Origin of the sequence: Blastococcus sp. DSM 46786, from assembly GCF_900109665.1 — a bacterium.
GTDB lineage: Bacteria > Actinomycetota > Actinomycetes > Mycobacteriales > Geodermatophilaceae > Blastococcus > Blastococcus carthaginiensis.
Genome location: NZ_FOAO01000004.1, coordinates 37,153 through 61,410 on the forward strand (window position 1 = coordinate 37,153; position 24,258 = coordinate 61,410).

Annotated in this window: 24 protein-coding genes and 2 riboswitches; of the genes, 20 read left to right on the forward strand and 4 right to left on the reverse strand. The window is 76.2% G+C overall.

The genetic code is table 11. The annotated features are described in order from the left end of the window. Positions 1–10: 10 nt before the first annotated feature. Positions 11–655: a TetR/AcrR family transcriptional regulator gene (locus tag BMW62_RS04820; RefSeq protein WP_091929718.1), complete on the reverse strand. Its 645-nt coding sequence runs from the start codon at positions 653–655 to the stop codon at positions 11–13. Between the two features lie 127 nt (positions 656–782). Continuing rightward, a riboswitch (cobalamin riboswitch) is annotated at positions 783–919 on the forward strand. Between the two features lie 72 nt (positions 920–991). Between BMW62_RS04820 and BMW62_RS04825 the strand changes: the two genes are divergently transcribed. The 10 genes from BMW62_RS04825 to BMW62_RS04870 all read left to right on the forward strand — a co-directional run bounded on the left by BMW62_RS04825 (position 992) and on the right by BMW62_RS04870 (position 12,334). Continuing rightward, the gene (locus BMW62_RS04825; protein ID WP_091929719.1) at positions 992–3,091 is read left to right on the forward strand and encodes a putative cobaltochelatase; all 2,100 of its coding nucleotides are present in this window, start codon (positions 992–994) and stop codon (positions 3,089–3,091) included. A gap of 1 nt (position 3,092) precedes the next feature. Beyond that, a complete protein-coding gene (gene cobO / locus BMW62_RS04830) occupies positions 3,093–3,707 on the forward strand; it encodes a cob(I)yrinic acid a,c-diamide adenosyltransferase (RefSeq protein ID WP_091929720.1) in 615 nt (204 codons plus the stop codon). After that, entirely contained in the window at positions 3,704–5,089 is a 1,386-nt protein-coding gene (locus BMW62_RS04835; RefSeq protein WP_091929886.1) for a cobyrinate a,c-diamide synthase, read from the forward strand. The genes cobO and BMW62_RS04835 overlap by 4 nt, the downstream gene beginning before the upstream one ends. Further along, on the forward strand, positions 5,076–5,765 hold the full coding sequence (locus tag BMW62_RS04840) for an energy-coupling factor ABC transporter permease (RefSeq protein WP_091929721.1): 690 nt from the start codon (positions 5,076–5,078) through the stop codon (positions 5,763–5,765). Before BMW62_RS04835 ends, BMW62_RS04840 begins: the two co-directional genes overlap by 14 nt. Then, positions 5,762–6,121, forward strand: a complete 360-nt coding sequence (locus BMW62_RS04845; RefSeq protein WP_091929722.1) for an energy-coupling factor ABC transporter substrate-binding protein — start codon at positions 5,762–5,764, stop codon at positions 6,119–6,121. The genes BMW62_RS04840 and BMW62_RS04845 overlap by 4 nt, the downstream gene beginning before the upstream one ends. Continuing rightward, positions 6,118–6,855 (forward strand): cobalt ECF transporter T component CbiQ, encoded by a 738-nt coding sequence (cbiQ, locus tag BMW62_RS04850; RefSeq protein ID WP_091929723.1) that lies wholly within the window; start codon positions 6,118–6,120, stop codon positions 6,853–6,855. Before BMW62_RS04845 ends, cbiQ begins: the two co-directional genes overlap by 4 nt. Then, positions 6,852–7,697, forward strand: coding sequence for an energy-coupling factor ABC transporter ATP-binding protein (locus BMW62_RS04855; protein ID WP_091929724.1), 846 nt, complete (start codon positions 6,852–6,854; stop codon positions 7,695–7,697). Before cbiQ ends, BMW62_RS04855 begins: the two co-directional genes overlap by 4 nt. Continuing rightward, positions 7,694–9,322, forward strand: coding sequence for a uroporphyrinogen-III C-methyltransferase (cobA, locus tag BMW62_RS04860; protein WP_091929725.1), 1,629 nt, complete (start codon positions 7,694–7,696; stop codon positions 9,320–9,322). The genes BMW62_RS04855 and cobA overlap by 4 nt, the downstream gene beginning before the upstream one ends. A 147-nt stretch (positions 9,323–9,469) precedes the next feature. Beyond that, positions 9,470–9,623, forward strand: a riboswitch (cyclic di-AMP (ydaO/yuaA leader). Between the two features lie 14 nt (positions 9,624–9,637). Further along, positions 9,638–10,855, forward strand: a complete 1,218-nt coding sequence (locus BMW62_RS04865; protein WP_170852210.1) for a C40 family peptidase — start codon at positions 9,638–9,640, stop codon at positions 10,853–10,855. A 249-nt stretch (positions 10,856–11,104) separates the two neighbouring features. Further along, positions 11,105–12,334 carry an MFS transporter gene (locus BMW62_RS04870; RefSeq protein WP_091929726.1) on the forward strand — a complete coding sequence of 410 codons (1,230 nt, stop codon included), beginning with the start codon at positions 11,105–11,107 and terminating at the stop codon, positions 12,332–12,334. A 13-nt stretch (positions 12,335–12,347) separates the two neighbouring features. On the opposite strand, the gene BMW62_RS04875 is transcribed toward BMW62_RS04870, so the two are convergent. Further along, a complete protein-coding gene (locus tag BMW62_RS04875) occupies positions 12,348–13,175 on the reverse strand; it encodes an ABC transporter permease (RefSeq protein ID WP_091929727.1) in 828 nt (275 codons plus the stop codon). After that, positions 13,172–14,161 carry an ATP-binding cassette domain-containing protein gene (locus BMW62_RS04880; protein ID WP_091929728.1) on the reverse strand — a complete coding sequence of 330 codons (990 nt, stop codon included), beginning with the start codon at positions 14,159–14,161 and terminating at the stop codon, positions 13,172–13,174. Before BMW62_RS04880 ends, BMW62_RS04875 begins: the two co-directional genes overlap by 4 nt. A gap of 250 nt (positions 14,162–14,411) precedes the next feature. Here BMW62_RS04880 and BMW62_RS04885 point away from each other — a divergent pair, with 250 nt between their 5' ends. The 8 genes from BMW62_RS04885 (at position 14,412) to BMW62_RS04920 (ending at position 21,957) form a co-directional block, all read left to right on the forward strand. Next, positions 14,412–15,551, forward strand: coding sequence for a globin domain-containing protein (locus BMW62_RS04885; RefSeq protein WP_091929729.1), 1,140 nt, complete (start codon positions 14,412–14,414; stop codon positions 15,549–15,551). Continuing rightward, positions 15,548–16,318: a DivIVA domain-containing protein gene (locus tag BMW62_RS04890; protein ID WP_091929730.1), complete on the forward strand. Its 771-nt coding sequence runs from the start codon at positions 15,548–15,550 to the stop codon at positions 16,316–16,318. The genes BMW62_RS04885 and BMW62_RS04890 overlap by 4 nt, the downstream gene beginning before the upstream one ends. A gap of 114 nt (positions 16,319–16,432) precedes the next feature. Continuing rightward, complete coding sequence (locus BMW62_RS04895; RefSeq protein ID WP_091929731.1) at positions 16,433–17,047, forward strand: DUF4178 domain-containing protein; 615 nt, start codon at positions 16,433–16,435, stop codon at positions 17,045–17,047. Continuing rightward, positions 17,044–17,553 (forward strand): DUF2617 family protein, encoded by a 510-nt coding sequence (locus BMW62_RS04900; RefSeq protein WP_091929732.1) that lies wholly within the window; start codon positions 17,044–17,046, stop codon positions 17,551–17,553. The genes BMW62_RS04895 and BMW62_RS04900 overlap by 4 nt, the downstream gene beginning before the upstream one ends. Further along, complete coding sequence (locus BMW62_RS04905; RefSeq protein ID WP_091929888.1) at positions 17,550–17,954, forward strand: DUF4247 domain-containing protein; 405 nt, start codon at positions 17,550–17,552, stop codon at positions 17,952–17,954. Before BMW62_RS04900 ends, BMW62_RS04905 begins: the two co-directional genes overlap by 4 nt. Positions 17,955–18,000: 46 nt before the next feature. Continuing rightward, a complete protein-coding gene (locus BMW62_RS04910) occupies positions 18,001–18,465 on the forward strand; it encodes a DUF350 domain-containing protein (RefSeq protein ID WP_091929733.1) in 465 nt (154 codons plus the stop codon). A gap of 12 nt (positions 18,466–18,477) precedes the next feature. Further along, positions 18,478–20,061 carry a polyamine aminopropyltransferase gene (locus BMW62_RS04915; protein ID WP_244523845.1) on the forward strand — a complete coding sequence of 528 codons (1,584 nt, stop codon included), beginning with the start codon at positions 18,478–18,480 and terminating at the stop codon, positions 20,059–20,061. Between the two features lie 276 nt (positions 20,062–20,337). Further along, positions 20,338–21,957 carry a peptide chain release factor 3 gene (locus BMW62_RS04920; protein WP_091929734.1) on the forward strand — a complete coding sequence of 540 codons (1,620 nt, stop codon included), beginning with the start codon at positions 20,338–20,340 and terminating at the stop codon, positions 21,955–21,957. 6 nt (positions 21,958–21,963) lie between these two features. Here BMW62_RS04920 and BMW62_RS04925 read toward each other — a convergent pair whose 3' ends face one another. Beyond that, a complete protein-coding gene (locus BMW62_RS04925; protein ID WP_091929735.1) occupies positions 21,964–22,836 on the reverse strand; it encodes an alpha/beta fold hydrolase in 873 nt (290 codons plus the stop codon). A 101-nt stretch (positions 22,837–22,937) separates the two neighbouring features. Between BMW62_RS04925 and BMW62_RS04930 the strand changes: the two genes are divergently transcribed. Next, positions 22,938–23,411 (forward strand): hypothetical protein, encoded by a 474-nt coding sequence (locus tag BMW62_RS04930; RefSeq protein WP_091929736.1) that lies wholly within the window; start codon positions 22,938–22,940, stop codon positions 23,409–23,411. A gap of 35 nt (positions 23,412–23,446) precedes the next feature. Continuing rightward, positions 23,447–24,208 carry an SDR family oxidoreductase gene (locus BMW62_RS04935; RefSeq protein WP_091929737.1) on the forward strand — a complete coding sequence of 254 codons (762 nt, stop codon included), beginning with the start codon at positions 23,447–23,449 and terminating at the stop codon, positions 24,206–24,208. The last annotated feature ends 50 nt before the right edge of the window (positions 24,209–24,258 follow it).

A 24,258-nucleotide genomic window follows, 5' to 3' on the forward strand; every position in this document is an offset into this window, starting at 1 on the left:
CCTCCTGGGATCAGCGGGCGGACGGGTTGCTGCGGTGGTGGCCGAGCCACATGTCCATGACGTCGGGCAGGACGGCGGTGAAGGCGCCGGTCTCGAACGGTTCGTCGGGCGCGTTGGACAGCTGCTGGGAGATGATCCCGCCGACCAGCGCCGTCCAGGTGCGGTAGGCGCGGTCGACGTCGACGCCCGCGGCGAGGTGCCCGGCGTCCCGCAGCCGGACGAGCAGCACGCGGGACGCGGCGTCGAGCTCGACGGCCGGCTCGTACGCCCGCGCCGAGGGCGTGAAGCCGGGCACCGGGCGCCAGAACATGAGCGCCGAGTGGGCGGGGTGCTCGACCGCCCAGCGGACCAGGACGGCGGTGCCCTCACGCCAGGCGGTGAGGGGGTCGGCGCCGTCCCCGGTGGCCCCGGCCTGCTCGAGCACCCTCTGCAGGGCGCGCCACCCCCGCTCGAAGAGCGCGTCGTACAGGGCGTGCTTGCCGTCGAAGTACCCGTAGAGGGACGGCGGGCGGATGCCCATCCGGCGGGCCACCTCGCCGAGCGTCAACCCGGCGACACCCTGCTCGGTCATCACCTCGACCGCCACGTCGAGCACCTGCTCGATCGTCTCCTGCCGCCGCCGCCGGCGACGGTCCGGTACCACGGTTCCGGCCACGTGCGGAGTGTTCTCCTAATGACGTTAGGACGTCAAGAGGGTCTTAGGTCGGCGCTCCGGCCGGAGGGGGTCTGTCGCCGGAGAGCCCGCCCGTGGTCTGATGACGCCGCCACACGCGACGGCAGTGGAGGAAGCCCGGTGAGATCCCGGCGCGGTCCCGCCACTGTGACCGGGGAGCCCGTTCCCACGCTCGACCACGGCACCTGAGCCCGCTCAGGAGCGGGAAGGTCGGGGACGGGCGTCGATCCGGGAGCCAGGAGACTCCAGCCGTCGTCCCTGCCACCTCCGGGCGTGGACACCCGGGGAGAGGACGCGTGCCATGCGCGGGTACCCCGCATGAGCTTTCCCTTCACCGCCGTCGTCGGCATGGACGACCTGCGCCTGGCCCTGCTGCTCAACGCCGTCTCCCCGGCCGTGGGCGGCGTCCTGGTGCGGGGCGAGAAGGGGACCGCGAAGTCGACCAGCGTCCGCGCGCTGGCCGCCGTCCTGCCGCCGGTCGACGTCGTGGCCGGCTGCCGCTTCGGCTGCGACCCGGCCGCCCCGGACCCGGACTGCCCCGACGGCCCGCACGAGCCCGGCGCCGCCGCCCGCACCCGCGCCGCCCGGCTGGTCGAGCTGCCGGTGGGCGCCTCGGAGGACCGGCTGGTCGGCTCGCTGGACCTGGAGCGGGCGCTGACCGAGGGGGTCAAGGCCTACGAGCCGGGGCTGCTCGCCGCCGCGCACCGCGGCGTCCTCTACGTCGACGAGGTCAACCTGCTGCACGACCACCTGGTCGACCTGCTGCTCGACGCCGCCGCCCTGGGCACCGCGTACGTCGAGCGGGAGGGCGTCTCCGTGCGGCACGCGGCCCGGTTCCTGCTGGTCGGCACGATGAACCCCGAGGAGGGCGAGCTCCGCCCCCAGCTGCTCGACCGCTTCGGGCTGACCGTGGAGGTCGCCGCCCCGCGCGACCCCGACGTGCGCGCCGAGGTCGTGCGCCGCCGGTTCGCCTCCGACGCCGACCCCGCCGGCTTCGCCGCGCAGTGGGCCGCCGAGGAGACCGCGCTGGCCGCCCGCATCGCCGGCGCCCGCGCCCGCCTGCCGCGCGTCGTCCTCACCGACGCCGCGCTGCGCCAGGTCACCGCCGTCTGCGCCGCCTTCGACGTCGACGGGCTGCGCGCCGACCTCGTCACCGCCCGCGCCGCGATCGCGCACGCCGCCTGGTGCGGCCGGGAGGAGGTCACCGAGGACGACGTCCGCGTCGCCGCCCGGCTGGCGCTCCCGCACCGGCGCCGGCGCAACCCGTTCGACGCCCCGGGGTTGGACGACGACACGCTCGACCAGGCGCTGGCCGACTCCCGTCCCGACGAGGACCCCCAGCCCCCCGAGGGCGGCGGCCCGGACGACGACGGCCCGGACGGCGGCGAGGACGGCGACGGCGGGCCTGACGGCGGCGGGGGGCCTGACGGCGGCGGGGGCCCAGGCATAGGAAGCAATACCGGCGGATCGAGCGCCGATACGCAGGTAAAGGATCCTCTGCCTGACGACGGCGAGGGGGCGGGCGGGCCGACGACCGCCCCGCGCGGTGAGGGCGGCGGGCACACCGACGCCACCCCCGCCCCCGAGAAGGCCGCGGTCGCGCCGGCCGACCCGTTCCGCACCCGGCGGCTGGAGGTGCCGGGCATCGGCTCGGGCGCCGCGGGCCGGCGGTCGCGAGCCCGGGCCGAGCGCGGCCGCGTGGTCGGCTCGACCCGCCCCGAGGGCAGCGTCACGAAGCTGCACCTGGCCGGCACCGTGCTCGCCGCCGCCCCCCACCAGCGGTCCCGCGGTCGCAGCGGACCGGGCCTGCTGGTCGAGCGCGACGACCTGCGCCAGGCCGTGCTCGAGGGCCGCGAGGGCAACCTCGTGCTGTTCGTCGTCGACGCCAGCGGCTCGATGGGCGCCCGCTCGCGCATGGCCGCGGTCAAGGGCGCCGTCCTGTCGCTGCTGCTGGACGCCTACCAGCGCCGCGACAAGGTCGGGCTGATCACCTTCCGCGGCGGCGAGGCCGAGCTCGCGTTGCCCCCGACCTGGTCGGTCGAGGCGGCCGCCGCCCGGCTGCGCACCCTGCCCACCGGCGGGCGCACCCCGCTGGCCGCCGGGCTGCTCGAGGCGCACCGGACCCTGGCGCTGGAGCGGGTCCGCGACCCCCGGCGCCGGCCGCTGCTCGTCGTCGTCACCGACGGCCGGGCCACCGGCGCGCGCGGCGACGACCACCTGGGCGAGGCCCGCCGGGCCGCCGGTCTGCTCGCCGCCGCCGACGTCGCGGGGGTCGTCGTCGACTGCGAGTCCGGGCCGGTGCGGCTGGGCCTGGCCGCGTCGCTGGGCGCAGCGCTGGGCGCGCGGACGATGCGCCTGGAGGAGTTGGGCGCCGAGGCGCTGGCCGCCACCGTCCGCGACGCTCGGAAGGCGGCCTGAGGTGCCCCAGGGTCAGGTCCCCGTCGTCCCCGCCGACGGGTTGACCACGCGGCAGCGCCGCAACCGCCCGCTGCTGGCGGTGCACACCGGCGAGATGAAGGGCAAGTCCACCGCCGCCTTCGGCATGGCGATGCGGGCGTGGAACCAGGGCTGGTCGATCGCGGTCTACCAGTTCGTCAAGAGCGCCAAGTGGAAGGTCGGCGAGGAGAACGCGCTGACCGCGCTCGGCGGGCTGCACGCCACCACCGGCCAGGGCGGTCCGGTGGTCTGGCACAAGATGGGCTCGGGCTGGAGCTGGTCGCGCCGCCAGGGCACCGAGGTCGACCACGCCGCCGACGCCGCCGAGGGCTGGGCGCAGATCAAGCGCGACCTCGCCGCCGAGGCGCACCGGTTCTACGTGCTCGACGAGTTCACCTACCCCATGAAGTGGGGCTGGGTGGACGTCGACGACGTCGTCGCGACGCTCGCGGCGCGCCCCGGCAACCAGCACGTCGTCATCACCGGGCGAGACGCTCCCCCGGCGCTGGTCGAGGCCGCCGACCTGGTGGTCGAGATGGCCAAGGTCAAGCACCCGATGGACGCCGGTCAGAAGGGCCAGCGGGGGATCGAGTGGTGACCCGCCTCCCGCGCATCGTCGTCGCCGCGCCGTCGTCGAACGCGGGCAAGACGTCGGTCACCACCGGCCTGGTCGCCGCGCTCACCGCCCGCGGGCTGACCGTCTCCCCGCACAAGGTCGGCCCCGACTACATCGACCCGGGCTACCACGGGCTCGCCGCCGGCCGCCCCGGCCGGAACCTCGACCCCTGGCTGGTCGGCGAGGAGCGGATCGCCCCGCTGCTGCTGCACGGCGCCCGCGGCGCCGACCTGGCGGTGGTCGAGGGCGTCATGGGGCTGTTCGACGGCGCCACCCACCCGAGCGTCGAGCCCGGGTTCGCCTCGACGGCGCACGTGGCCGGGTTGCTGCAGGCGCCGGTGCTGCTCGTGGTCGACGCGTCGTCGCAGGCGCGCAGCGTCGCCGCCCTGGTGCACGGCTTCGCCACCTTCGACCCTGCGGTGCACCTCGGCGGCGTCGTCCTCAACCGGGTCGGCAGCGACCGGCACGAGGCGATCCTCCGCGAGGCGCTCGGTGCCGCCGGCGTCCCGGTGCTGGGCGCCCTCCGGCGGCTGGAAACCCTGCACACGCCCTCCCGCCACCTCGGCCTGGTGCCGGCCGCCGAGCGCTCGGCCGAGGCGGTGGCCACGGTGCGCCGGCTCGGCGAGGTGGTCGCCGACGGCGTCGACCTGGATGCCGTGCTGCGGCTCGCCCGCACCGCGCCCGACCTCACCGCCCAGCCCTGGGACCCGGCGGCGGAGGTGGTGCCGACCGGGAGCCGCCCGCGCATCGCCGTCGCCGGGGGGCCCGCGTTCACCTTCGGCTACGCCGAGAACGCCGAACTGCTCGCCGCGGCCGGCGCGGAGGTGGTGACCGTCGACCCGCTGCGCGACGAGGCGCTGCCCGAGGGCACGGCGGGGCTGGTGGTCGGCGGCGGCTTCCCCGAGGTCTACGCCGCCGAGCTGTCGGCCAACGAGTCCCTGCGCGCCGACGTCGCGGCGCTCGCCGCCCGCGGGGCACCCGTCGCCGCCGAGTGCGCCGGGCTGCTGTACCTGGCCCGCGAGCTCGACGGCGTGCCGATGTGCGGTGTCCTGGACGTGGCGACGGCGATGGCGCCCCGGCTGACCCTGGGCTACCGCGCCGCGGTCGCGGTGACCGGCTCGGTGCTCGCGCCGGCCGGCACCCGGGTGCGCGGGCACGAGTTCCACCGCACGCACGCCGATCCCCCGGCCGGCCCGGCCCCCGCCTGGCAGTGGTCGAGGACCGGCGCCGAGGGGTTCGTCTCGGGCGGCGTCCACGCCTCCTACCTGCACCTCAACTGGGCCGGCGCCCCCGAGCTGGCCCAGCGCTTCGTCACCGCCTGCGCCCCCGCCGTCCGAACGGAGCACGCCCGTGCACATCGCTGAAGGATTCCTGCCCGCCGGGCACGCCCTGGGCTGGACGCTCGCCGCGGCGCCGTTCGTCGCGCACGGCGCCCGGGCCGTGGTCAAGGAGGTGCGGGAGAACCCGGAGTCCACCCTGCTGCTCGGCGCGGCCGGCGCGTTCACCTTCGTGCTGAGCGCGATCAAGCTGCCGAGCATCACCGGGAGCTCCAGCCACCCGACCGGCACCGGCCCGGGCGCCATCCTGTTCCGGCCACCGGTGATGGCCCTGCTCGGCACGGTGGTACTGCTCTTCCAGGCGCTGCTGCTCGCGCACGGCGGGCTGACCACGCTCGGGGCCAACGCTTTCGCCTTCGCCGTCGTCGGGCCGTGGGCCGGGTACGCCGCCTACCGGCTGACCCGCGCGGCCGGTGCCGGGCTGCTGCCGGCGGTCTTCGTCGGCGTCGCCCTGGCGGACCTCGCCACCTACGTCACCACCTCGCTGCAGCTGGCGCTGGCCTTCCCCGACGCGAGCACCGGGCTCGCCGGCACGCTGGCCAAGTTCCTCGGCGTCTTCGCCGTCACCCAGATCCCGCTGGCGATCGGCGAGGGCCTGCTGGGCGTCCTGCTGTTCCGCGTCCTCACCGTCAACGCCCGCCCCGAGCTCGAGCGGCTCGGCATCCTGAAGCCCGCGCCGGTGCCCACCGGAGGTGCCGCGTGACGCGCCGCGCGCTCGTCAACGCCCTGCTCGTCGTCGCGGTGGTCGCGCTGTTCGCCGTCCCGCTGCTCGTCGACGGCGGCACCTCCGGGTACGGCGGCACCGACGCCGCCGTCACCGAGGAGCTCGAGGCCGACGGCTACACCCCGTGGTTCGAGTCGTTCTTCAGCCCGGCCGGCGAGGTCGAGTCCGGGCTGTTCGCGCTGCAAGCCGCGCTGGGCGGCGGCGTGCTCGGCTACGTGCTGGGCCGGCTCCGCGGCCGGCGGACGGCGGCGACGGCGACGGCGACGGCGATAGCGGCGGCGACGGCGACGACGACGACGTCCGGGGGCACCGCGGCGGAGGCCGACCGGCGGTGACGGGCCTGGCGGTCGACGAGGCTGCGTGGGGCAGCGCCTGGCGCGGGCGCTCGCCCGGCGACAAGCTGCTGCTCTGCGCCGGCCTGGTCGGCTGCGCGCTGCTCCTGCCCGCCTGGCCGGGCAGCGTGCTCGTCGGCCTCGCCGCCGTCGCGCTGGCGCTGGGCCCCGCCCGGGTGCCCGCCCGCACCTTCGGCCGGGCCATCCGCTGGCCGCTGGCGTTCATCGCGATCGGCGCGCTCACCGCGGTGGTCGCGGTCGGTGACGGCGGGATCGGCTGGGCACCGGACGCCGCGGCGCGGGCGGGCTCCCTCGTGGGCCACGCGGTGGCCGGCAGCGCCGCGGTGCTGCTCCTGGCCACCACCACCCCCATGTCCGACCTGCTGCCCGAGCTGCGCCGGCTGCGCGTGCCGGCGGCGGTCGTCGAGGTGGCCGGCGTGACCTACCGGCTGGTGTTCGTGCTGCTCGAGAGCCTGGGCACCATCCGCGAGGCGCAGGCCGCGCGCATGGGGTGGGCCGGCCCACGCCGCTCCTACCGCTCGGCCGGGATGCTGGCCGCCGCCGTGCTGACCCGGTCGTGGGACCGGGCGCGGCGCATGCAGGACGGCCTGGCCGGCCGCGGCATGGAGACCGGCCTCCGGGTGCTGCCGGATGCGCTGCCCTCCTCCCGGCCCTTCCTCGCGCTCGCCCTGGCCCTGCCGGCGGGCATCACCGCGCTCACGCTGGTGGTGCGGTGAGCCACCGCGCGCTCGCCGCCTCCGGCCTGGTCGCGGGGTACCCGGGTGCGGCACCCGTCCTCGACGGGGCGGGGCTCACCGTCCCACCGGGCCGGCGGCTGGCGCTGCTGGGCGCCAACGGGTCGGGCAAGACCACGCTGCTGCGCTGCCTGTCCGGGGCGCTGCCCCCGGCCGCGGGCGTGATCACGGTCGACGGCGCGCCGCTCCGGCACACCCGCCGCGGGCTGCGCGAGCACCGGCAGGTGGTGCAACTGGTGCTCCAGGACCCCGACGACCAGCTGTTCAGCGCCTCGGTCGGGCAGGACGTCTCGTTCGGCCCGCTGAACCTCGGCCTCGCCGAGGAGGAGGTGCGGGCCCGCGTCGCCGAGGCGCTCGCGCTGCTCGCCGTCGCCCCGCTGGCCGCCCGCCCGACGCACCAGCTCTCCTACGGGGAGCGCAAGCGGGTCGCCATCGCCGGCGCGGTCGCCATGCGCCCCTGCGTGCTGCTGCTCGACGAGCCGACCGCCGGGTTGGACCCGACCGCGGTCGCCGACACCCTCGCCGCGCTCACCCGGCTGCAGGAGCACGACTCCACGGTGGTCATGAGCACCCACGACGTCGACCTGGCGCTGCGCTGGGCCGACGAGGTGGCCGTCGTCGTCGACCGCACCGTGGTGCAGGGCCCGCCCGGCAGGATCCTCGGCGACGGCGACCTGCTCGCCCGCGCGCGGCTGTCCCGCCCCTGGGCGCTCGCGGTCGGTGCCCGGCTGCGCGCACTCGGCCTGCTCCCCGACGGGCCGCTCCCCCGGGACGCCACCGGGCTGCTGGCCGCCCTCCCCGACCGCCCGGGGGTGCCGACGTGAGGTCCGTCGGCATCGGGCTCGCCTCCGGCGTGAGCGCCGCCGAGGTGCTGGCCGCCGTCGACGCGGTGCTCCCCGACCCGGCCGGGCCGGTCGCGCTGGCCACGCTGGACAGCCGGGTGCGCGAGCCGGGCCTGGTGGACGCCGCCGGGCGGCGTGGCTGGCCGCTCACCGGGCACCCGGCCGAGGTGCTGGCCGGCGTCCGCGTACCGGCACCGTCCGGCGCGGTCGCCCGGCGGGTCGGCACCCCGTCGGTCGCCGAGGCCGCCGCGCTGCTGACCGGTGGCGTGCTGGAGGTCGGCAAGACGGTGCACGGCCGGGTGACGGTCGCCGTCGCCCGGCTGCCGGACCCCGCCCACCCCGCTGCCGAGCCACCAGGAGGAACCGTGACCCCCCACGACGCACCGCACCCGGTCGGGCTGCGCCTGGCCGGGCGGCGCGTGGTCGTCGTCGGCGGTGGGGCGGCAGCGCACCGCGGCGCGGCGGGCCTGCTGGCCGCGGGCGCGCAGGTGGCGGTGGTCAGCCCCGACGTCACCCCGGCCCTGGAATCGGCGGCCGCGGCCGGGCGGCTCACCTGGTGCGCCCGCCCCTACGCCGCCGGCGACCTCACCGGCGCCTGGTTCGCCCTCGCCGCGACCGGCGACCCGGACGTCGACGCCGCGGTGCTCGCCGACGCCGACCGGGAGCGGGTGTTCTGCGCCCGCACCGACGGCTCGCCGGCGGCCAGCGCCGAGCTGCCGGTCACCGGGCGCGCCGGGGACCTCGTCGTGGCGGTCCACGGCGCAGACGACCAGCGGGCGGCGGCCGGGCTCCGCGACGGCGTCCTCGCCGGTCTGGCGGACGGGACCCTGGCGGTGCGCCGGCGGGAGCACGGGCGCGGCAGCGTGGTGCTGGTCGGCGGGGGCCCCGGTGACCCCGGCCTGATCACCGTCCGCGGCCGCCAGGCCCTGGCCACCGCCGACGTCGTCGTCGCCGACCACCTCGGCCCCCAGCCGCTGCTGGCCTCCCTGCCCCCCGAGGTCCAGATCATCGACGCCTCGAAACTGCCCCGCGGCCGCTCCATGGCCCAGGAGACCATCAACGACCTCCTCGTCAACCACGCCCGGGCCGGGCGCCGCGTCGTCCGCCTCAAGGGCGGGGACCCCTTCGTCTTCGGCCGCGGCTACGAAGAACTCCAGGCCTGCACCGCCGCCGGCATCCCCGTCGAGGTCGTGCCGGGCATCACCAGCGCCGTCGCCGTCCCCGCCCTCGCCGGCATCCCCGTCACCCACCGCGGCCTCACCCACGAGTTCGTCGTCGTCTCCGGCCACCTGCCCCCGGGCCACCCCCAGTCGCTGGTCGACTGGGCCGCCCTGGGCCGGCTCCGCGGCACCCTGGTCGTCCTCATGGGCGTCGACACCGCCCCCGCCATCGCCACCGCGCTGATCGGGCACGGCCGCGCGCCGGACACCCCCGTCGCCGTCGTCACCGACGGCTCCACCCCCACCCAGCGCGCCCTGCGCACCACCCTGGCCGACCTCCCCGCCACCCTCACCCAGCACGGAGTCCGCCCCCCGGCGGTCTGGGTCGTCGGCGAGGTGGCCCACCTCACGTCAGCCGGTCGAGGGCGTGTCGCGGCGTGCCGGTGACGCTGCGTGCCCGGGTTCGCGGCGCAGCGCGACGGCTCCGGACGAAGTCGGCCGCAGGCATGGTGGTGCCGCGGATCGCCCCCTAGCGTGGGCCCGTCCGGACGGACCCGTCCGTCGCTGAAACCGGTGACAGCCGCCCGGACGCCGCCGAACCACCCGCCGGATCCGTCCGGCACCGGACCGGGGACCCACACGCACCACCGGGGTGAAGCGGCCGACCGGCCTGCACGGGCCGCCGGACGCCGGGCGCCTTCCCGCCCGAACCCGTCAGCTCACCCGGTAGGCGGCCGTGGAAGAAAGGAAGACCCGCCGAACATGGCGAGTTCGCTCAGCCCTGCCCACCGCCGGATCACCGGTCGGCGGGCCCTGCTGGCCCTCGTGGCCGCCGGCGGCGTCGCCCTGACGCCGCTCCCCGCCTCTGCCGAGCCGCACCGGCCGGCCACCTCCCAGGAAGCCGCGGAGCTCATCGCCGCCCGCGCGCACGACCTGGAGGTCCTCACCGAGCGGTTCAACGAGACCCGTGAGCAGCTCAAGGCCACGCAGGCGGCCGCCGACGCGGCCGCCGAGGAGCTCACCGCCGCGCAGGCGGCGCTGACCGAGGCGCAGGACCGCGTCCGCACGGTGGCGCGCAGCGCCTGGACCAGCGACCGGCTGGGCACCGTGGAGGCGATGCTGACCAGCGGGTCGCCCACCGAGCTGGTGGACCGGATGGGCATGCTCGACACCATCGCCGCGCACAACAACGGCGTGCTGGGTGAGGCCCAGAGCGCCGGGGAGGACGCCGAGCGCGCCCGGGCGGCCGCCGAGGAGGCCGCGGCCGACGCCCAGACGCAGGTCGAGCGCGTGGACGCCCAGCGGGCCCGGCTCGACGAGCAGATCGCCTCCTACCAGGCGCAGTACGAGCGGCTGAGCGCCGAGGAGCAGCGGGCCTCCCGGGCCGCCGCCGAGCGGCACGCCGCCGAGGAGGCCGCGGCCGCGCAGGCGGCCGAGACCGCGGCCGAGGCGGCGGAGGCGGCGGAGGCTCCTGGAGCGGCACCGGCCCCGCGGGCAGCGGCCCCCGCTCCGGCGCCCGCCGCCGCGGCGCCCGCACCGGCGCCCGCCGCCGCGGCGCCCGCACCGGCTCCCGCCGCTCCCCCGCCGCCGGCACCGCCGGCGCCGCCCGCCCCGTCCGGGGGCAGCGCGGCGGCGCAGACCGCGGTGAGCACGGCCATGGCACAGATCGGCGACCCCTACGTGTGGGCGGCCGCCGGGCCGAACGCCTTCGACTGCTCGGGCCTGGTGCAGTACGCCTACGCGGCCGCCGGCATCAGCCTGCCGCACTCCAGCCGGATGCAGTCCACCATGGGCACGCCGGTCTCCCGGTCGGCCCTGCAGCCCGGCGACCTGGTGTTCTTCTACAGCCCGGTCAGCCACGTCGGCATCTACATCGGCAACGGCCAGATGGTGCACGCCGCCACGTCCGGGGTGCCGGTGAAGGTCGCCTCCGTGGACTCGATGGGCGGCTACAACAGCGCCCGGCGCATCGCCGGCTGAAAAACACCCCCTGCCCCCCACCGCTCGCAAGCTCGCGGCGGGCCCCTGCAGGGGGGAGCCGGCCGGCATCATCGCCGGCTGACAGCCGCGGGAGCATCGCAGCGAGGAACGAGCGAGGAGCGGACCGGGGCGCGGAAGCCGGCCGGCATCACCGCCGGGTAGCTCCTCCGGTGCGCGGGCGGCCCGGCCGCCCGCGCACCGGGACCTCGGCGGCGGCCGCCAGGGCTGCGCGTGGGACGATCGCCTCTCGTGCGGGTCGGGACGGGGGGCGGGCTGCCCCGCGAGGTCAGGGTCCTGGCGGTCATCGCCTTCGTCGTGGCCCTGGGCTTCGGCATCGTCGCCCCGGCCATCCCGCTGTTCGCCCGCTCCTTCGGCGTCGGGACCACCGCCGTCGGCCTCGCGGTCAGCGCCTTCGCCTTCTTCCGCTTCGTCTCGGCCTTCAGCGGCGGCACCCTGGTCGAGCGGTTCGGCGAACGGCTGGTGCTCGCCGCCGGGCTGGTGATCGTCGCCGTCACCACCGGGCTCGCGGGGCTCGCCGGGTCCTTCCCGCTCTTCCTCGGGTTGCGCGCCGCCGGTGGCATCGGCAGCGCGATGTTCACCGTCGCGGCGCTGTCGCTGCTGCTGCGGGTCGCTCCGCCGTCGCACCGCGGCCGGGCCGCCGCCACCTGGCAGGGCGGCTTCATCCTCGGCGGCATCGCCGGTCCCGCGGCCGGCGGGCTGCTGGCGGAGCTCTCACCGCGGCTGCCGTTCTTCCTCTACGCCGGCTTCCTGCTGGTCGCCGGCGCGGTCGGCATGGCGCTGCTGCGCACCGCCGAGCCCGACCCGGCCGCGCCCGAGGCGGCCGACGTCGCCGGCCCCGACCTGGATGCCGGCCCGGTCCGGCTGGGCAGCGCGCTGCGCTCCCGGGTCTACCTGGCCGCGCTGGTGGCCAACTTCGGCGTCGGCTGGGTGCTGTTCGGCGTCCGCAACTCCCTGGTGCCGCTCTACGTCACCGAGGAGCTCGGGCGCACGGTGGCCTGGGCCGGGGCCGGCCTGCTGGCCGGCTCGCTCGCCCAGGCGCTGGGGCTGCTCCGCTCGGGCCGGCTGGTCGACGCCTGGGGACGGCGGCCCTCGCTCGTCCTCGGGGCGGCCCTGGCGACCGCGGCCATGGCGGTGCTGGTCCTGCCGTCGGCGATCTGGGCCTTCCTCCTCTCCATGGCCGTCTTCGGGCTCGGCGCCTCCCTGCTGGCCAGCGCACCGGCGGCGCTGGTCGGCGATCTCAGCGGCGGGCGGGGCGGCCGGGTGGTGGCCGTGTTCCAGATGTCGGCGGACCTCGGCGCCATCGCCGGCCCCCTGGTCGCCGGCTGGCTCACCGACGTGGCCGGCTTCCAGGTCGCGTTCGGCGTGAGCACCGCGGTGCTCGCCGCCGGCCTCGTCGGCGGGCTGGCGATCCCCCGGGCGGCGCCCGCCCCGGCACCGGCCGCGGCGCGCGCGGCCTGACCCGGCCCGGCGCTCAGCGGCTCCGGTACAGCCGCGTGGTGATCGGCAGGAACACCAGGGCCAGCGCCGCGGCCACCGCGAGCGAGACCAGGATCGCCGGCACGTCGGGCTCCCCGGCCATGAGCGACCGCGACGCCGTCGCCAGGATCGAGATGGGGTTGACGTCGACGAACGCCTGCAGCGGCCCGGGCAGGGTGGCCGGGTCGACGAAGACGTTGGACAGGAACGTCAGCGGGAAGATGGCCATGAAGCCGGCGTTCATGACGGCGTTCGGGCTGCGCAGCAGCAGGCCGAGCACCGAGAACACCCAGGACAGCCCGAACGAGAAGACCACCACCAGCGCCAGGGCCGCGACGGCGCCGGTGACCCCGGCGTCGGGGCGGTAGCCGAGCAGGACGCCGACGGTGATGAGCACCGTGCCGGCGATGACGTACCGGACGCTGTCCCCGAGCAGGGAGCCGAGCAGCGGGGCCGGGCGCCAGATGGGCAGCGAGCGGAACCGGTCGACGACGCCCTTGGTCAGGTCGGTGTTGAGCGCGACACCGGAGTAGACGGTGGTGAACAGCACCGACATGACCAGCAGGCCGGGCAGCGTGTAGTCCAGGTAGGCGCTGGTGGAGCCCGCGATCGCGCCGCCGAACAGGTACGTGAACATCAGCAGGAACATCACCGGCGTGACGGTGACGTCGAGCAGCTGCTCGGGGACGTGCTTGACCTTCAGCATGCCCCGCCAGCCGAACGTGAGCGCCGTCTGCAGCGGGCCGGGCCGTGGCGGCCGCTCGGTGCCGGCGATCGCCCGGCGCACCGCCGCGGCGTCGGCGTCCGTGGTCGCGGTGGTCATGACGTCTGCTCCTCCAGGGTCGGTGCGGGTCCGGGCGGCTCCTCCGCGCCGCGGCCGGTGAGCGCGAGGAAGACCTCGTCCAGGCTGGGCTGGTCGAGCGAGAAGTGCGCGAGGCCGATGCCCGTCCGGGCCAGCTCGGCCACCGCGGTCGCGGCCCGGGCGGGGTCGGGGCAGGTGGCCGACAGGACCGCCGGGTCCGGCTCCAGGGAGACCGGGCCCAGCGCGCGATCCAGGACGTCGGCCGCGTCGGGGCGGCGGTCCGGGTCGAGCAGCCGCACGTGCAGCGCCCCGGTGCCCACCGAGGCCTTCAGCTGGGCCGGTGTGCCCTCGGCGATCACCCGGCCGCGGTCGATCACCGCGATCCCGTCGGCGAGCTGGTCGGCCTCCTCGAGGTACTGCGTGCAGAGCAGGATCGTGGTGCCCCCGGCCACCAGTGCGCGGGCGATCTCCCACACCTGGTTGCGCGACCGCGGGTCCAGCCCGGTGGTCGGCTCGTCGAGGAACATCAGCCGCGGGGTGACCACGATGCTCGCCGCGATGTCCAGCCGGCGGCGCATGCCCCCGGAGTAGTGCTTGACCAGCTTGCCGGCGGCCGCCGCGATGCCGAAGGCCTCCAGCAGCTCGTCGGCGCGGGCCCGTGCCCCGGCGCGCGACAGCCCCAGGAGCCGGCCGAGCAGCACGAGGTTCTCCCGCCCGGTCAGCTCCTCGTCGACCGACGCCAGCTGGCCGGTCAGGCTCACCTGCGCGCGCACGGCGTCGGCCTCGGTGACCACGTCGTGCCCGAGCACCCGGGCGCTGCCGGAGTCGGGCCGGATGAGCGTGGCCAGCATCCGGATGGTCGTGGTCTTGCCCGCCCCGTTGGGGCCGAGCACGCCGTACACCGTCCCGGCCGGGACGGCGAGGTCGAGCCCGCTCACCGCGGTCGTCGTCCCGTAGGACTTGGTCAGCGCCGTCGCCTCGACGGCCAGTGGTGCGTGCAGCGCCATGGGTACCTCACCCGGGTTCGCGTCGTGCGGTTGCCTCGTGGTGTCAGACCGACTCTCCCCGCCCGGCTCATCGGCGGCGAGCGAGTTTTCTTCCCCGGGCCGCGAGGGAGGTTCAGAAACCTCGGTCCAACCCGTGTGACTCCGAGTGCACCGGGGAACGGCCAAGCGCAGCGCGCAGGCGTCGTCGCGCACCGGAGCCGGTGCGCGCTCGGCCGGACGGACGGAACCCGCCGCGAGGAGGCACGCACCGATGGACATCGCCGCGATGCGGGCCAGCTTCGCCAAGGCGGCCGCCACCGGCGACGAGGCGCCGCTGTACTTCTACTCGCACCTGTTCCTCAGCCACCCCGAGACCCGTGCGATGTTCCCGGTCTCCATGGCCCACCAGCGCGACCGGTTCTTCCACGCGCTGGGCGAGGTGGTGTCGCACGTCGACGACCTCGATGGGCTGGTGCCGATCCTCAAGCAGCTGGGCCACGACCACCGCAAGTTCGGCACGCTGCCGGCGCACTACCCCGCGGTGATGCCCAGCTTGCTCGCGACGCTGGAGCACTTCGACGACGAGTGGGACGAGCACCGTGCGCGCACCTGGACGGAGGCCTACGAGCTCGTCGCGTCGGTGATGGTCCAGGGCGCCGAGGAGTCCGCGGACCAGCCGGCCACGTGGCGGGCCGAGGTGGTGGCGCACGAGCGCCGCGCGATCGACGTGGCGGTGCTGCAGGTGCGGCCCGAGGTGCCGGTCAACTACCTCGCCGGGCAGTCGATGTCGCTGGAGATGGACCGCCGCCCCCGGCTGTGGCGCTACTACTCCCCCGCCAACGCACCGCGCGAGGACGGCACGCTGGAGCTGCACGTGAAGGCGCGCCCCGGCGGCCCGGTCAGCACCGCGCTGGTGCGCAGCACCGAGGTGGGCGACCTGCTGCGCCTGGGCCCCCCGCTGGGCGAGCTCACGCTGTCCGACAGCTCCGACCGCGACCTGCTGCTCGTCGCCGGCGGCATGGGCCTCGCGCCGCTCAAGGCGCTGGTCGACCAGGTGGCCCGGCAGGGCCCGGCCCGCCGGGTCGACCTCTACGTCGGCGCCCGCACCGAGGACCAGCTCCACGACCGCGCGGCGATCGCTGAGCTGCAGGCCGCCCACCCGTGGCTGGGCGTGACCTGCGCGGTCTCCGACGACGACCTGTCCGGGCTGGAGCACGGCGACGTGGGGGACGTCGTCCTCCGGCACGGGCCGTGGCTCAGCCGGGAGGTGTACGTGGCCGGTCCGGCGCCCATGGTGGACGCGACCGTCGAGGGCCTCCTGCGGCACGGCGTGCCACGGGAGCGGGTGCGCAGCGAGGTGTTCGCCCCTAGCCGACCGGGGCCCAGTGCCGAGGGGAAGGTGACCGAATGACCACCACCGAGACGTCCGGGGCCGGAGGGAACGCACGGCGGCTGACGCCGGAGCAGATCCGTGGTGCCCGGTTCACGGGCGGCACGATGCTGCACCCCGGCTACGACCAGGGCGAGGTCGACCGCTTCCGGGAGCTGGTGGCCGCGGAGGTGGGCAGCCTCGCGGACGAGCGCGACGACCTGCGCCGCCAGGTCGCCGCGCTGCAGGAGCGCCTCTCGGGCGTCGTGGTGCCCGCGCCGCCGAGTGAGCAGGCGGTGAAGATCCTGGCCAGCGCTCAGCAGACGGCCGACGAGTACGTCGCCGAGGCCGAGGACTTCAGCCGGCAGATGACCGCCGAGGCCCGCGACCAGTACGAGGAGCAGCTGCGGCGCGCCCGCGAGAACGCCGGGGCGATCATGCAGGCGGCGCAGGAGGCGGCCGCCCGGCTCACCGTGCCCACCGGCGGGGACGGCGACGCCGCAGGTGAGCGCACCACCGCCGAGCTGGAGGAGCAGGTGGCGTTCCTCAAGGCGTTCGCCCAGGCCTGCCGGGCGCAGCTGCGCGCCTACCTCGAGGCCCTGCTCACCGACGTCGAGACCGAGTGGGGGCGGGTCGACCCGGCGCTGGCACCCGAGGCGCTCGCCGCCGCCCAGACCGGACGGCGCCCCGGGGGCACCGTCGTCCCGCAGACGGCGTTCCACGGCAACAGCGCCGCCGGTCCGGCGGAGGACGCCGCGGAGGATGCGGACCGGGTCGCGCCCGCGGGGGCGCGCGCCACCGGCTCCTGACCCACCGCCCCGGCTCCTGACCCACCGCCCCCGGCGGCGGGGCGCTCGGTCACGCGTCGATCCTCCGGCGCGATAGGTTTCCCCCGAACCGCACCCCGCCGAGAGGCCCCCGCGATGCCCGATGTGCTGCTCGTCCTCCTCGTCGTGGTCCTCGCGGCCCTCGCGGTGCTCGCCGTCGTCGTGCTCGTGCTCCGCCGGCGCAACCTGGCACGGGCGGCGGGCCCGCGGCCGCGGGTGGACCCGCTGGCCGACGAGCCGGACGTCTACGACCCGCACGCCATCGGCGTGGGTGACGTGATCACCTACGCCGGGATCGACCACGTCGTCCGCGGCACCATCGTGCTGGAGGAGGGCGGGACGACCTGGCGCGAGCACCTGCTCGACGGGTCGACCGGCCGGCGCTGGCTCACCGTGGAGGACGACGAGGGCGACCTCGAGATGGCGCTGTGGATGCGTCGCGAGGGCACGAACCTGACCCCCGACGGCGACGTGGTCCTCGACGACCGCGTGCACCGCCAGATCGAGCGCGGCCGGGCCGACTACACCGCCGAGGGCACCACCGGCACCCCGCCCAGCGGCACGGTGGACTACGCCGACTACGCGACGGCGGACGAGACCGGCCTGCTCGCCTTCGAGCGCTGGGCGCCCACCCAGTCCTGGGAGGTCTCCACGGGACGGGCCGTCAGCCGCGGCGAGCTGACCGTCTACCACCGGACGCCGGGCACATGAGCCTGCACCAGCTCGACGTGACCCCCCGCGACGTCTCCGCCGGAGCGCTGGGGCTGCTGATCGACGGGCCGGCGCCCGTCCCGCTGGCGCAGCTCCGGATCGCCGGCGTCGCGGGTGCGACGCTCACCCTCGGCGTGCTCGGCGCCTCCCACGTGGTCTCCGCCGAGGCCGGCGGCCACCGACTGACCGAGGAGGTCTCCTGCGACGCCGTCGGCGCCGGGGGCCGCCCGCTCCCGGCCGGGCTGCGCGCGGGCGGCTACGCGTTCACCTCGGCGACCACCACCACGTCCGCGGACGAGCTCGACGCGACCGCACGGCGCCTGCGGGAGCTGGCCACCGGCGATCCGGCCTGGCTGTGCGGCGCCTTCCCCGGGGCCGCCGGCGCGCTGACCGCCATGACGGCGCAGCCCCTCGCCCCCGGCGGCTGGGCCTGGCAGACCTGGCACCTCTACCCCGCCGGCGGCTCCGGCGAGGTGGTCACGACGCGGACGAGGTGGACGCCGTGAGCCCGGCCCGCCGACTGGCGGCGCTGCTGCTGATCGTCGCCCTGCTCGCCGGGTGCGGCAGCGGGACGCGGGTCCGCGACTTCCTCGACGACACCTACGAGCGGACCGAGATCATCGACGACACCTCGGTCTACAGCTCGCCGGACCCGGTGGGCACCACCACCGCGGCGATCGCCGACGCCGTGCCGCCCGCCGAGCGGCAGGCCGACGGCGGCAACGAGTACCTGCGCTACGACGACGACATCGTCATCGTGAGCGCGGCCACCGGCGGCAGCACGGTGCGCGTCGAGGACCTCGACGGCCGCTACCGCAGCGGCTTCTTCGCCTTCCTCGGGCCTGGCTTCCGCCCGGGCTCCCCCGCCGGCACCGGTGGCGGCGGCGGTCCCGGCGACGGCAAGTGACCCGCCGCTCCCCCAGCCCCTCACCGACCTCAGGAGAGTTCCCGACGTGACCACGACCTGGCAGGCCCTCGAGTTCGGCACCGTCGACGGCGACCTGCTGGTCCAGGGTGTCGTGGGGACGCTGCTGTTCTTCGTCATCGGGGTGGGCGTGCTGGCCCTGGGGTTCCTGGCGCTGGACCTCATCACCCCGGGCAACCTGCGCACCCAGGTCTACCTCGACCACAACCCGAACGCGGCGATCCTGCTGGGCGCCAACCACCTCGCGCTGGCGATCATCGTGGTGACGGCGATCATGACCAGCGGCGACGACCTCGGCCAGGGGCTGGTCGACACGGCCGTCTACGGCACCATCGGGGTCGTGCTGCAGGCCGTGGCTCTCCGTCTGCTGGACGCGGCCATCCCCGCCGACCTGCGCGCCCTGGTCAACGAGCCGCGGTTGCGCGGCTCGGCCTGGGCCGTGGGCGTCAGCCTGGTCGCGATCGGCGCGGTGAACGCCGCCGCGCTGTCGTGACGCCGTGACGTCGTGACGTCGTCGGTGGAGGGGGTCGCCGTCCCGGCACCGGCCCGTACCGGGGACGGCGGTGCCGTGCGCTCGCGCCCGCTGCTGCTGGCCGCCGTCGCCGTCTGCGCCGCCTGCGGGCTGGTCTACGAGCTGGTGCTGCTGACCCTGTCGGCCAGCCTCGTCGGCGGCGGGATCACCCAGACCTCGCTCATCGTCGCCGGGTTCGTGGCCGCGCTGGGCGCCGGCGCGCTGCTGGTCAAGCCCTTCCTGCCGCACGCCGCGACCACCTTCGTCGCGGTCGAGATCCTGCTCGGCGTCGCCGGGGGCCTCAGCGCCGTCACCCTGTACGTGTCGTTCTCCTTCTACGGCACCAGCACCGCCGTGCTGCTCGCCGCGACCGCCGTCCTGGGCGTCCTGGTCGGCGCCGAGGTGCCGCTGCTGATGACCCTGCTGCAGACCGGCCGCGACGACATCGACGCCGAGGGCAGCGGCACGGTGCTCGCCGACCTCAACGCCGCCGACTACGCCGGTGCGCTGCTCGGCGGGCTGGCGTGGCCGTTCGTGCTGCTGCCGCTGGCCGGTCAGGTGCGGGGCGCGGCGATCACCGGGCTGGTCAACCTGCTCGCCGCCGCGGTGGTGTGCGGCCTGCTGCTGCGGCGGCAGATGACGCCGCGGGCGCGGCGCACGGCCACCGGCGCGCTGCTGGCGGCGGCCCTGCTGCTCGGCACGCTGCTGGTGCAGGCGCGGGACATCGAGACGACCGCGCGGCAGCGGCTCTACGCGGACCCGGTGATGGTCGCGGAGCGCTCCACCTACCAGGAGATCGTGCTGACCGCGCGCTCCGGGGACCTCCGGCTCTACCTCGACGGCGATCTGCAGTTCTCCAGCCGCGACGAGCACCGGTACACCGAGTCGCTGGTGCACCCGGTGCTCGCGCGCGATCCCGCCCGGGTGCTCGTCCTCGGCGGCGGTGACGGGCTGGCCGCGCGGGAGGTGCTGCGCCACCCGTCCGTGCGCGAGGTGGTCCAGGTCGAGCTCGACCCCGAGGTCGTCCGGCTCGCCCGCACCCGGCTGGCCGAGCTCAACGCCGGCGCGTTCGACGACCCCCGCGTGCGGGTGGTCGTGGACGACGCGTTCCGCTGGCTGCGCTCGCCGGCCGCGACCGGCTTCGACGCGGTGGTGGTGGACATGCCCGATCCCGACACCCCCGTGCTCGGACGGCTGTACTCCGCCGAGTTCTACGGCCTGGTCTCCGCCGCGCTCGCACCGGGCGGGCTGGTCACGGTGCAGGCCGGCAGCCCGTACTCGACGCCGGACGCCTACTGGCGGACCGTCTCCACGCTGGAGGCGGCCGGGCTGGCGGCGACGCCGTACCACGTGCACGTGCCGAGCTTCGGCGACTGGGGCTTCGCACTGGCCCAGCAGGCGCAGCAGCCGCCGGACCTGGCCCTCTCCCCCGATGCACCGCCCACCCGCTTCCTGGACGCGGCGGTCCTGTCGGCGGCCGGGGTCTTCCCGGCCGACCGCCCGCGGCAGCGGCTGGAGCCCTCCACCCTGGACCGGCCGCTGGTCGTCGAGGACATGCGCAGCGGCTACGTCGGCTGACGGCGCCGTGAGCATCGCAGCGAGGAACGAGCGAGGAGCGGAGCGGGGCCGGAAGCCGACCCGTGATGCCGTCGGCTGACAGTGAGGATGTGGGCGAGCAGCGGAGCGGGACCGGCCGACCGGTGAGGTCGTCGGCTGACGCCTGTAGCGTTCAGGGTGCTCGGACGCCGCCGGCCGGCCCGCTGACCGCTGGTCCCTCCCCCCGCCCGGCGTCCCGGAGCACCCCGGGCCGCCGCCTCCGCACCCGCGCGCCCACGGACCCCGAGGAGAACCACCGTGAGTGCCGCCCCACCCGCCGGCGACGTCGACCGCACCGGCCGGGCAGCGGTCGCCGAGGCCGCCCGGCGGCGCACGTTCGCCGTGATCAGCCACCCGGACGCCGGCAAGTCCACGCTCACCGAGGCGCTCGCCCTGCACGCGCGGGTGATCGGGCAGGCCGGCGCGGTGCACGGCAAGGCCGGCCGGCGGGGCACCGTGTCCGACTGGATGGACATGGAGAAGGCGCGCGGGATCTCCATCACCTCCGCGGCGCTGCAGTTCGAGTACCGCGACGCGGTGATCAACCTGCTCGACACCCCCGGGCACGCGGACTTCTCCGAGGACACCTACCGGGTGCTCACCGCCGTCGACGCCGCCGTGATGCTCGTCGACGCCGCGAAGGGCCTGGAGACCCAGACGATGAAGCTGTTCGCCGTCTGCAAGCACCGGGGCATCCCGATCGTCACCGTGGTCAACAAGTGGGACCGCCCGGGCAAGGACGCCCTGGAGCTGATGGACGAGATCGCCGAGCGCACCGGGCTCACCCCCACCCCGCTGACCTGGCCGGTGGGGATCGCCGGTGACTTCCGCGGGGTGCTGGACCGCCGCGACGGCACCTTCCGCCGCTTCACCCGCACCGCCGGTGGCGCGACCATCGCCCCCGAGGAGCAGCTGACCGCGGCGGAGGCCACCGCGCGGGAGGGCGAGGTGTGGACGCAGGCCGTCGAGGAGGCAGAGCTGCTCGAGGCCACCGGCGCCGAGCACGACCAGGAGTCCTTCCTCGGCGGGGTCACCACGCCGGTGCTGTTCGCCTCCGCCGTCTCGAACTTCGGGGTGGGTGCGCTGCTGGACACGCTGGTCGACCTCGCGCCCGCCCCGACCGGGCGCCCCGACGCCGAGGGCGCGGTGCGCGACCTGGCGGAGCCGTTCAGCGCCTTCGTGTTCAAGGTGCAGTCGGGCATGGACGCCGCGCACCGCGACCGGCTGGCCTACATCCGCATCTGCTCGGGCGTCTTCGATCGCGGCATGGTCGTCACCCACGGCCGTACCGGGCGGCCCTTCGCCACCAAGTACGCCCAGCAGGTGTTCGGCCGCGAGCGGGAGAGCGTGGACGTCGCCTACCCCGGCGACGTCGTCGGCCTGGTCAACGCCTCGGCCCTCGGCGTCGGCGACACCCTCTTCACCGAGCGGCCGGTCGCGTTCCCGCCGCTGACCACCTTCGCGCCCGAGCACTTCGCCGTCGTTCGCAGCCGGGACACCGCCAAGCACAAGCAGTTCCGCAAGGGCATCGAGCAGCTCGACTCCGAGGGCGTGGTGCAGGTGCTCCGCTCCGACCGGCGCGGCGACGGCTCTCCCGTGCTCGCCGTCGTCGGGCCGATGCAGTTCGAGGTCGCCACCCACCGCATGGAGCACGAGTTCCACGCCCCCGTGGCGCTGGACCGGCTGCCCTACAACCTGGCGATGCGCACCGACGAGGAGTCGCTGCCGATGATCGCCTCCTCCGGCGGCGTCGAGGTGGTGCGCCGGCCCAGCGGCGAGCTGCTGGCCCTGTTCCCCGACAAGTGGGCGCTGCGGATCCTGCAGCAGCGCCACCCGCGCGCGACGCTCGAACCGCTGGTCGCCGCCCAGCTGGCCTGACCCGCATCACGGCCGGAGGGCCGCGTAGATCTCCTCCGCGTGGTCGAAGACGAGGAAGTGCCCCTCCCCGGGCAGCCAGTGCGCCGAGCAGCGGGGCAGCATCGCGCTCAGCACCTGGCCGAGCACGACGGGCACCTGCCAGTCCTGCGTGCCGTGCCAGATGTGCACCTGCTGTCGGATTTCGGACAGCGGGAAGCCCCATGGCCGGAACAGCAGGGCGCGGTCCTCGGCGAGCACCGCGCTGCCGTTGCGCAACCCCTCGGTGAAGGTGTCGGCCAGGACCCGCCGGACGGCCGGGCGCCCGATCACCCGCCGGTCGGCCGCGTTGAGCCGCAGCCGCAGGTAGCGCGGGATCATCGCCGGCCGCAGACCGATCGGCGCGAGCACCGGCCGCAGCACCGCCGCCAGCCGGGCCGGGCGGTGCAGGGCGGCCCGCAGCTGCCCGGGGATCCAGCGCGGCCACGGCCACGGGACGTCCGGCGGCGGTGCACCGCCGAGGATCCCCACGGTCGTCACCCGGTCGCCGAGGGCGTGCGCGCAGACCAGCGCGTAGGCGGCCCCGCCGGAGAGGCTGAGCGCCGCGCACCGGTCGATGCCGAGGTGGTCCAGCAGCTGGGCGACGTCGTCGGGCCAGTCCGCGACCCGGCGGCCGGGGTGCGGGTCCGAGCGCCCGAAGCCGGGGCGGTCGGGGACGACGAACCGCACGCCCCACCGCCGGTAGTCCGCCGGGTCCTCGACGTGCCGCTCCAGCCGCGAGCTCGGCGAACCGTGGCAACCCAGCACCGGCCACCCGTCGGGGTCGCCGTGCTCGGCGTACGCCAGCGTGCGGCCGTCGGCGAGCTGGAGGCTGCCCTCACGCAGTTGCGGTCCGTTCTGCATGCCGCACCCCTACCCGAGGCGTCCGTCCTCACCCGGCAGTCACCGGTCGCCGCGCCCGAGAAGCCGTGTTCGGCGCCACCGTCCGCGGGTAGGGCGACCGCATGCACACCGCCAGACGTACACCGGCCGCCGGGGCGATCGGGCGCGGCGTCCTCGCCGGCCTCGGGGGGACCGTCGTGATGACCGCCTTCCAGAAGCTCGTCGAGATGCCGCTCACCCAGCGGAGCGAGAGCTACGCCCCCGCCGACTTCGCCCAGAAGGTCACCCCCGCCGATCCGAGGACACCGCAGGGTCGTCGCCGGCTGAACTACGCGACGCACTTCTCGCTGGGCATGATGTGGGGCACCGCGTACGGCATCGCCGCCTGGAAGGGCCTCCGGGGTCAGCGGGCGGTGAACACGGTCTTCGCCACCGTGTACACCGGCGACGTGCTGCTCAACACCGCACTCGGGCTCTACCACCCCACCCGGTGGTCGGCACGCGACTGGGCGGTCGACGTCGCCGACAAGTACGTCCAGGCGCAGGGCACCGGACTGGTCTTCGACCGGGTGCTCGACCCGGCGAGGCAGCGCTGACCGCCCGTTCCGCGGACGGACGACCGGCTGATCCCGTGGCGGACAGCGATGTGGACCGCCACCCGGTGGCGGTCGTCACCGGTGCCAGCAGCGGGCTGGGGCGCGCGGTGGCGCTCCGGCTGGCCACCGACGGCCACCGCGTCGCCCTTCTCGCCCGGGGGGCCGACGACCTCGCGGCCGTGGCCGCGGAGGTCGAGCGGTCCGGCGGGACGGCGCTGGCGCGCACCGTCGACCTCGCCGATGCCGGATCGTCGGAGGCCGCCATCGACCAGGTGGTCGGAGCCTGGGGACGGGTGGACGTGCTGGTCAACGCGGCGGGCACCGACGTCCCCGGCACCGTCGAGCAGACGACGGTCGAGGACTGGGACCGCGTCCTCGCGGTGAACCTGCGTGCCCCCTTCGTGCTCAGCCGGGCGGTGTTCCCCCACATGCGGAGCGCCGGCGGCGGCACGATCGTCAACGTCTCCTCGGTCGCCGGGCTGCGCGGCTGGGGGTCGGCGGCGGCGTACTGCGCGTCGAAGTTCGGCCTCACCGGCTTCACCCAGGCGCTCGCGGCCGAGGGCCGCGCGCACGGGATCCGCGCCTGCGTCCTCTACCCGGGAGCCATGGCGACGTCCTGGGGCGTCTGGGGGCCGGGCGCGCGCCGGGCAGCCGCCACCGGGGACGCGCCCGACCCGCGGGACGCGCTGCCGCCCGAGCGGGTCGCCGACCTGGTGGCGTGGCTCGTGCAGGCACCGGGTGAGCTGGTGCTCAACGAGGTGACCGTCACCCCGTTGCACGAGCAGGGCTGGCCCTGAGCGCGGCAGGACCGGTACGCCGACCTGCCGGCACGTCGCCCGGCCCGGCG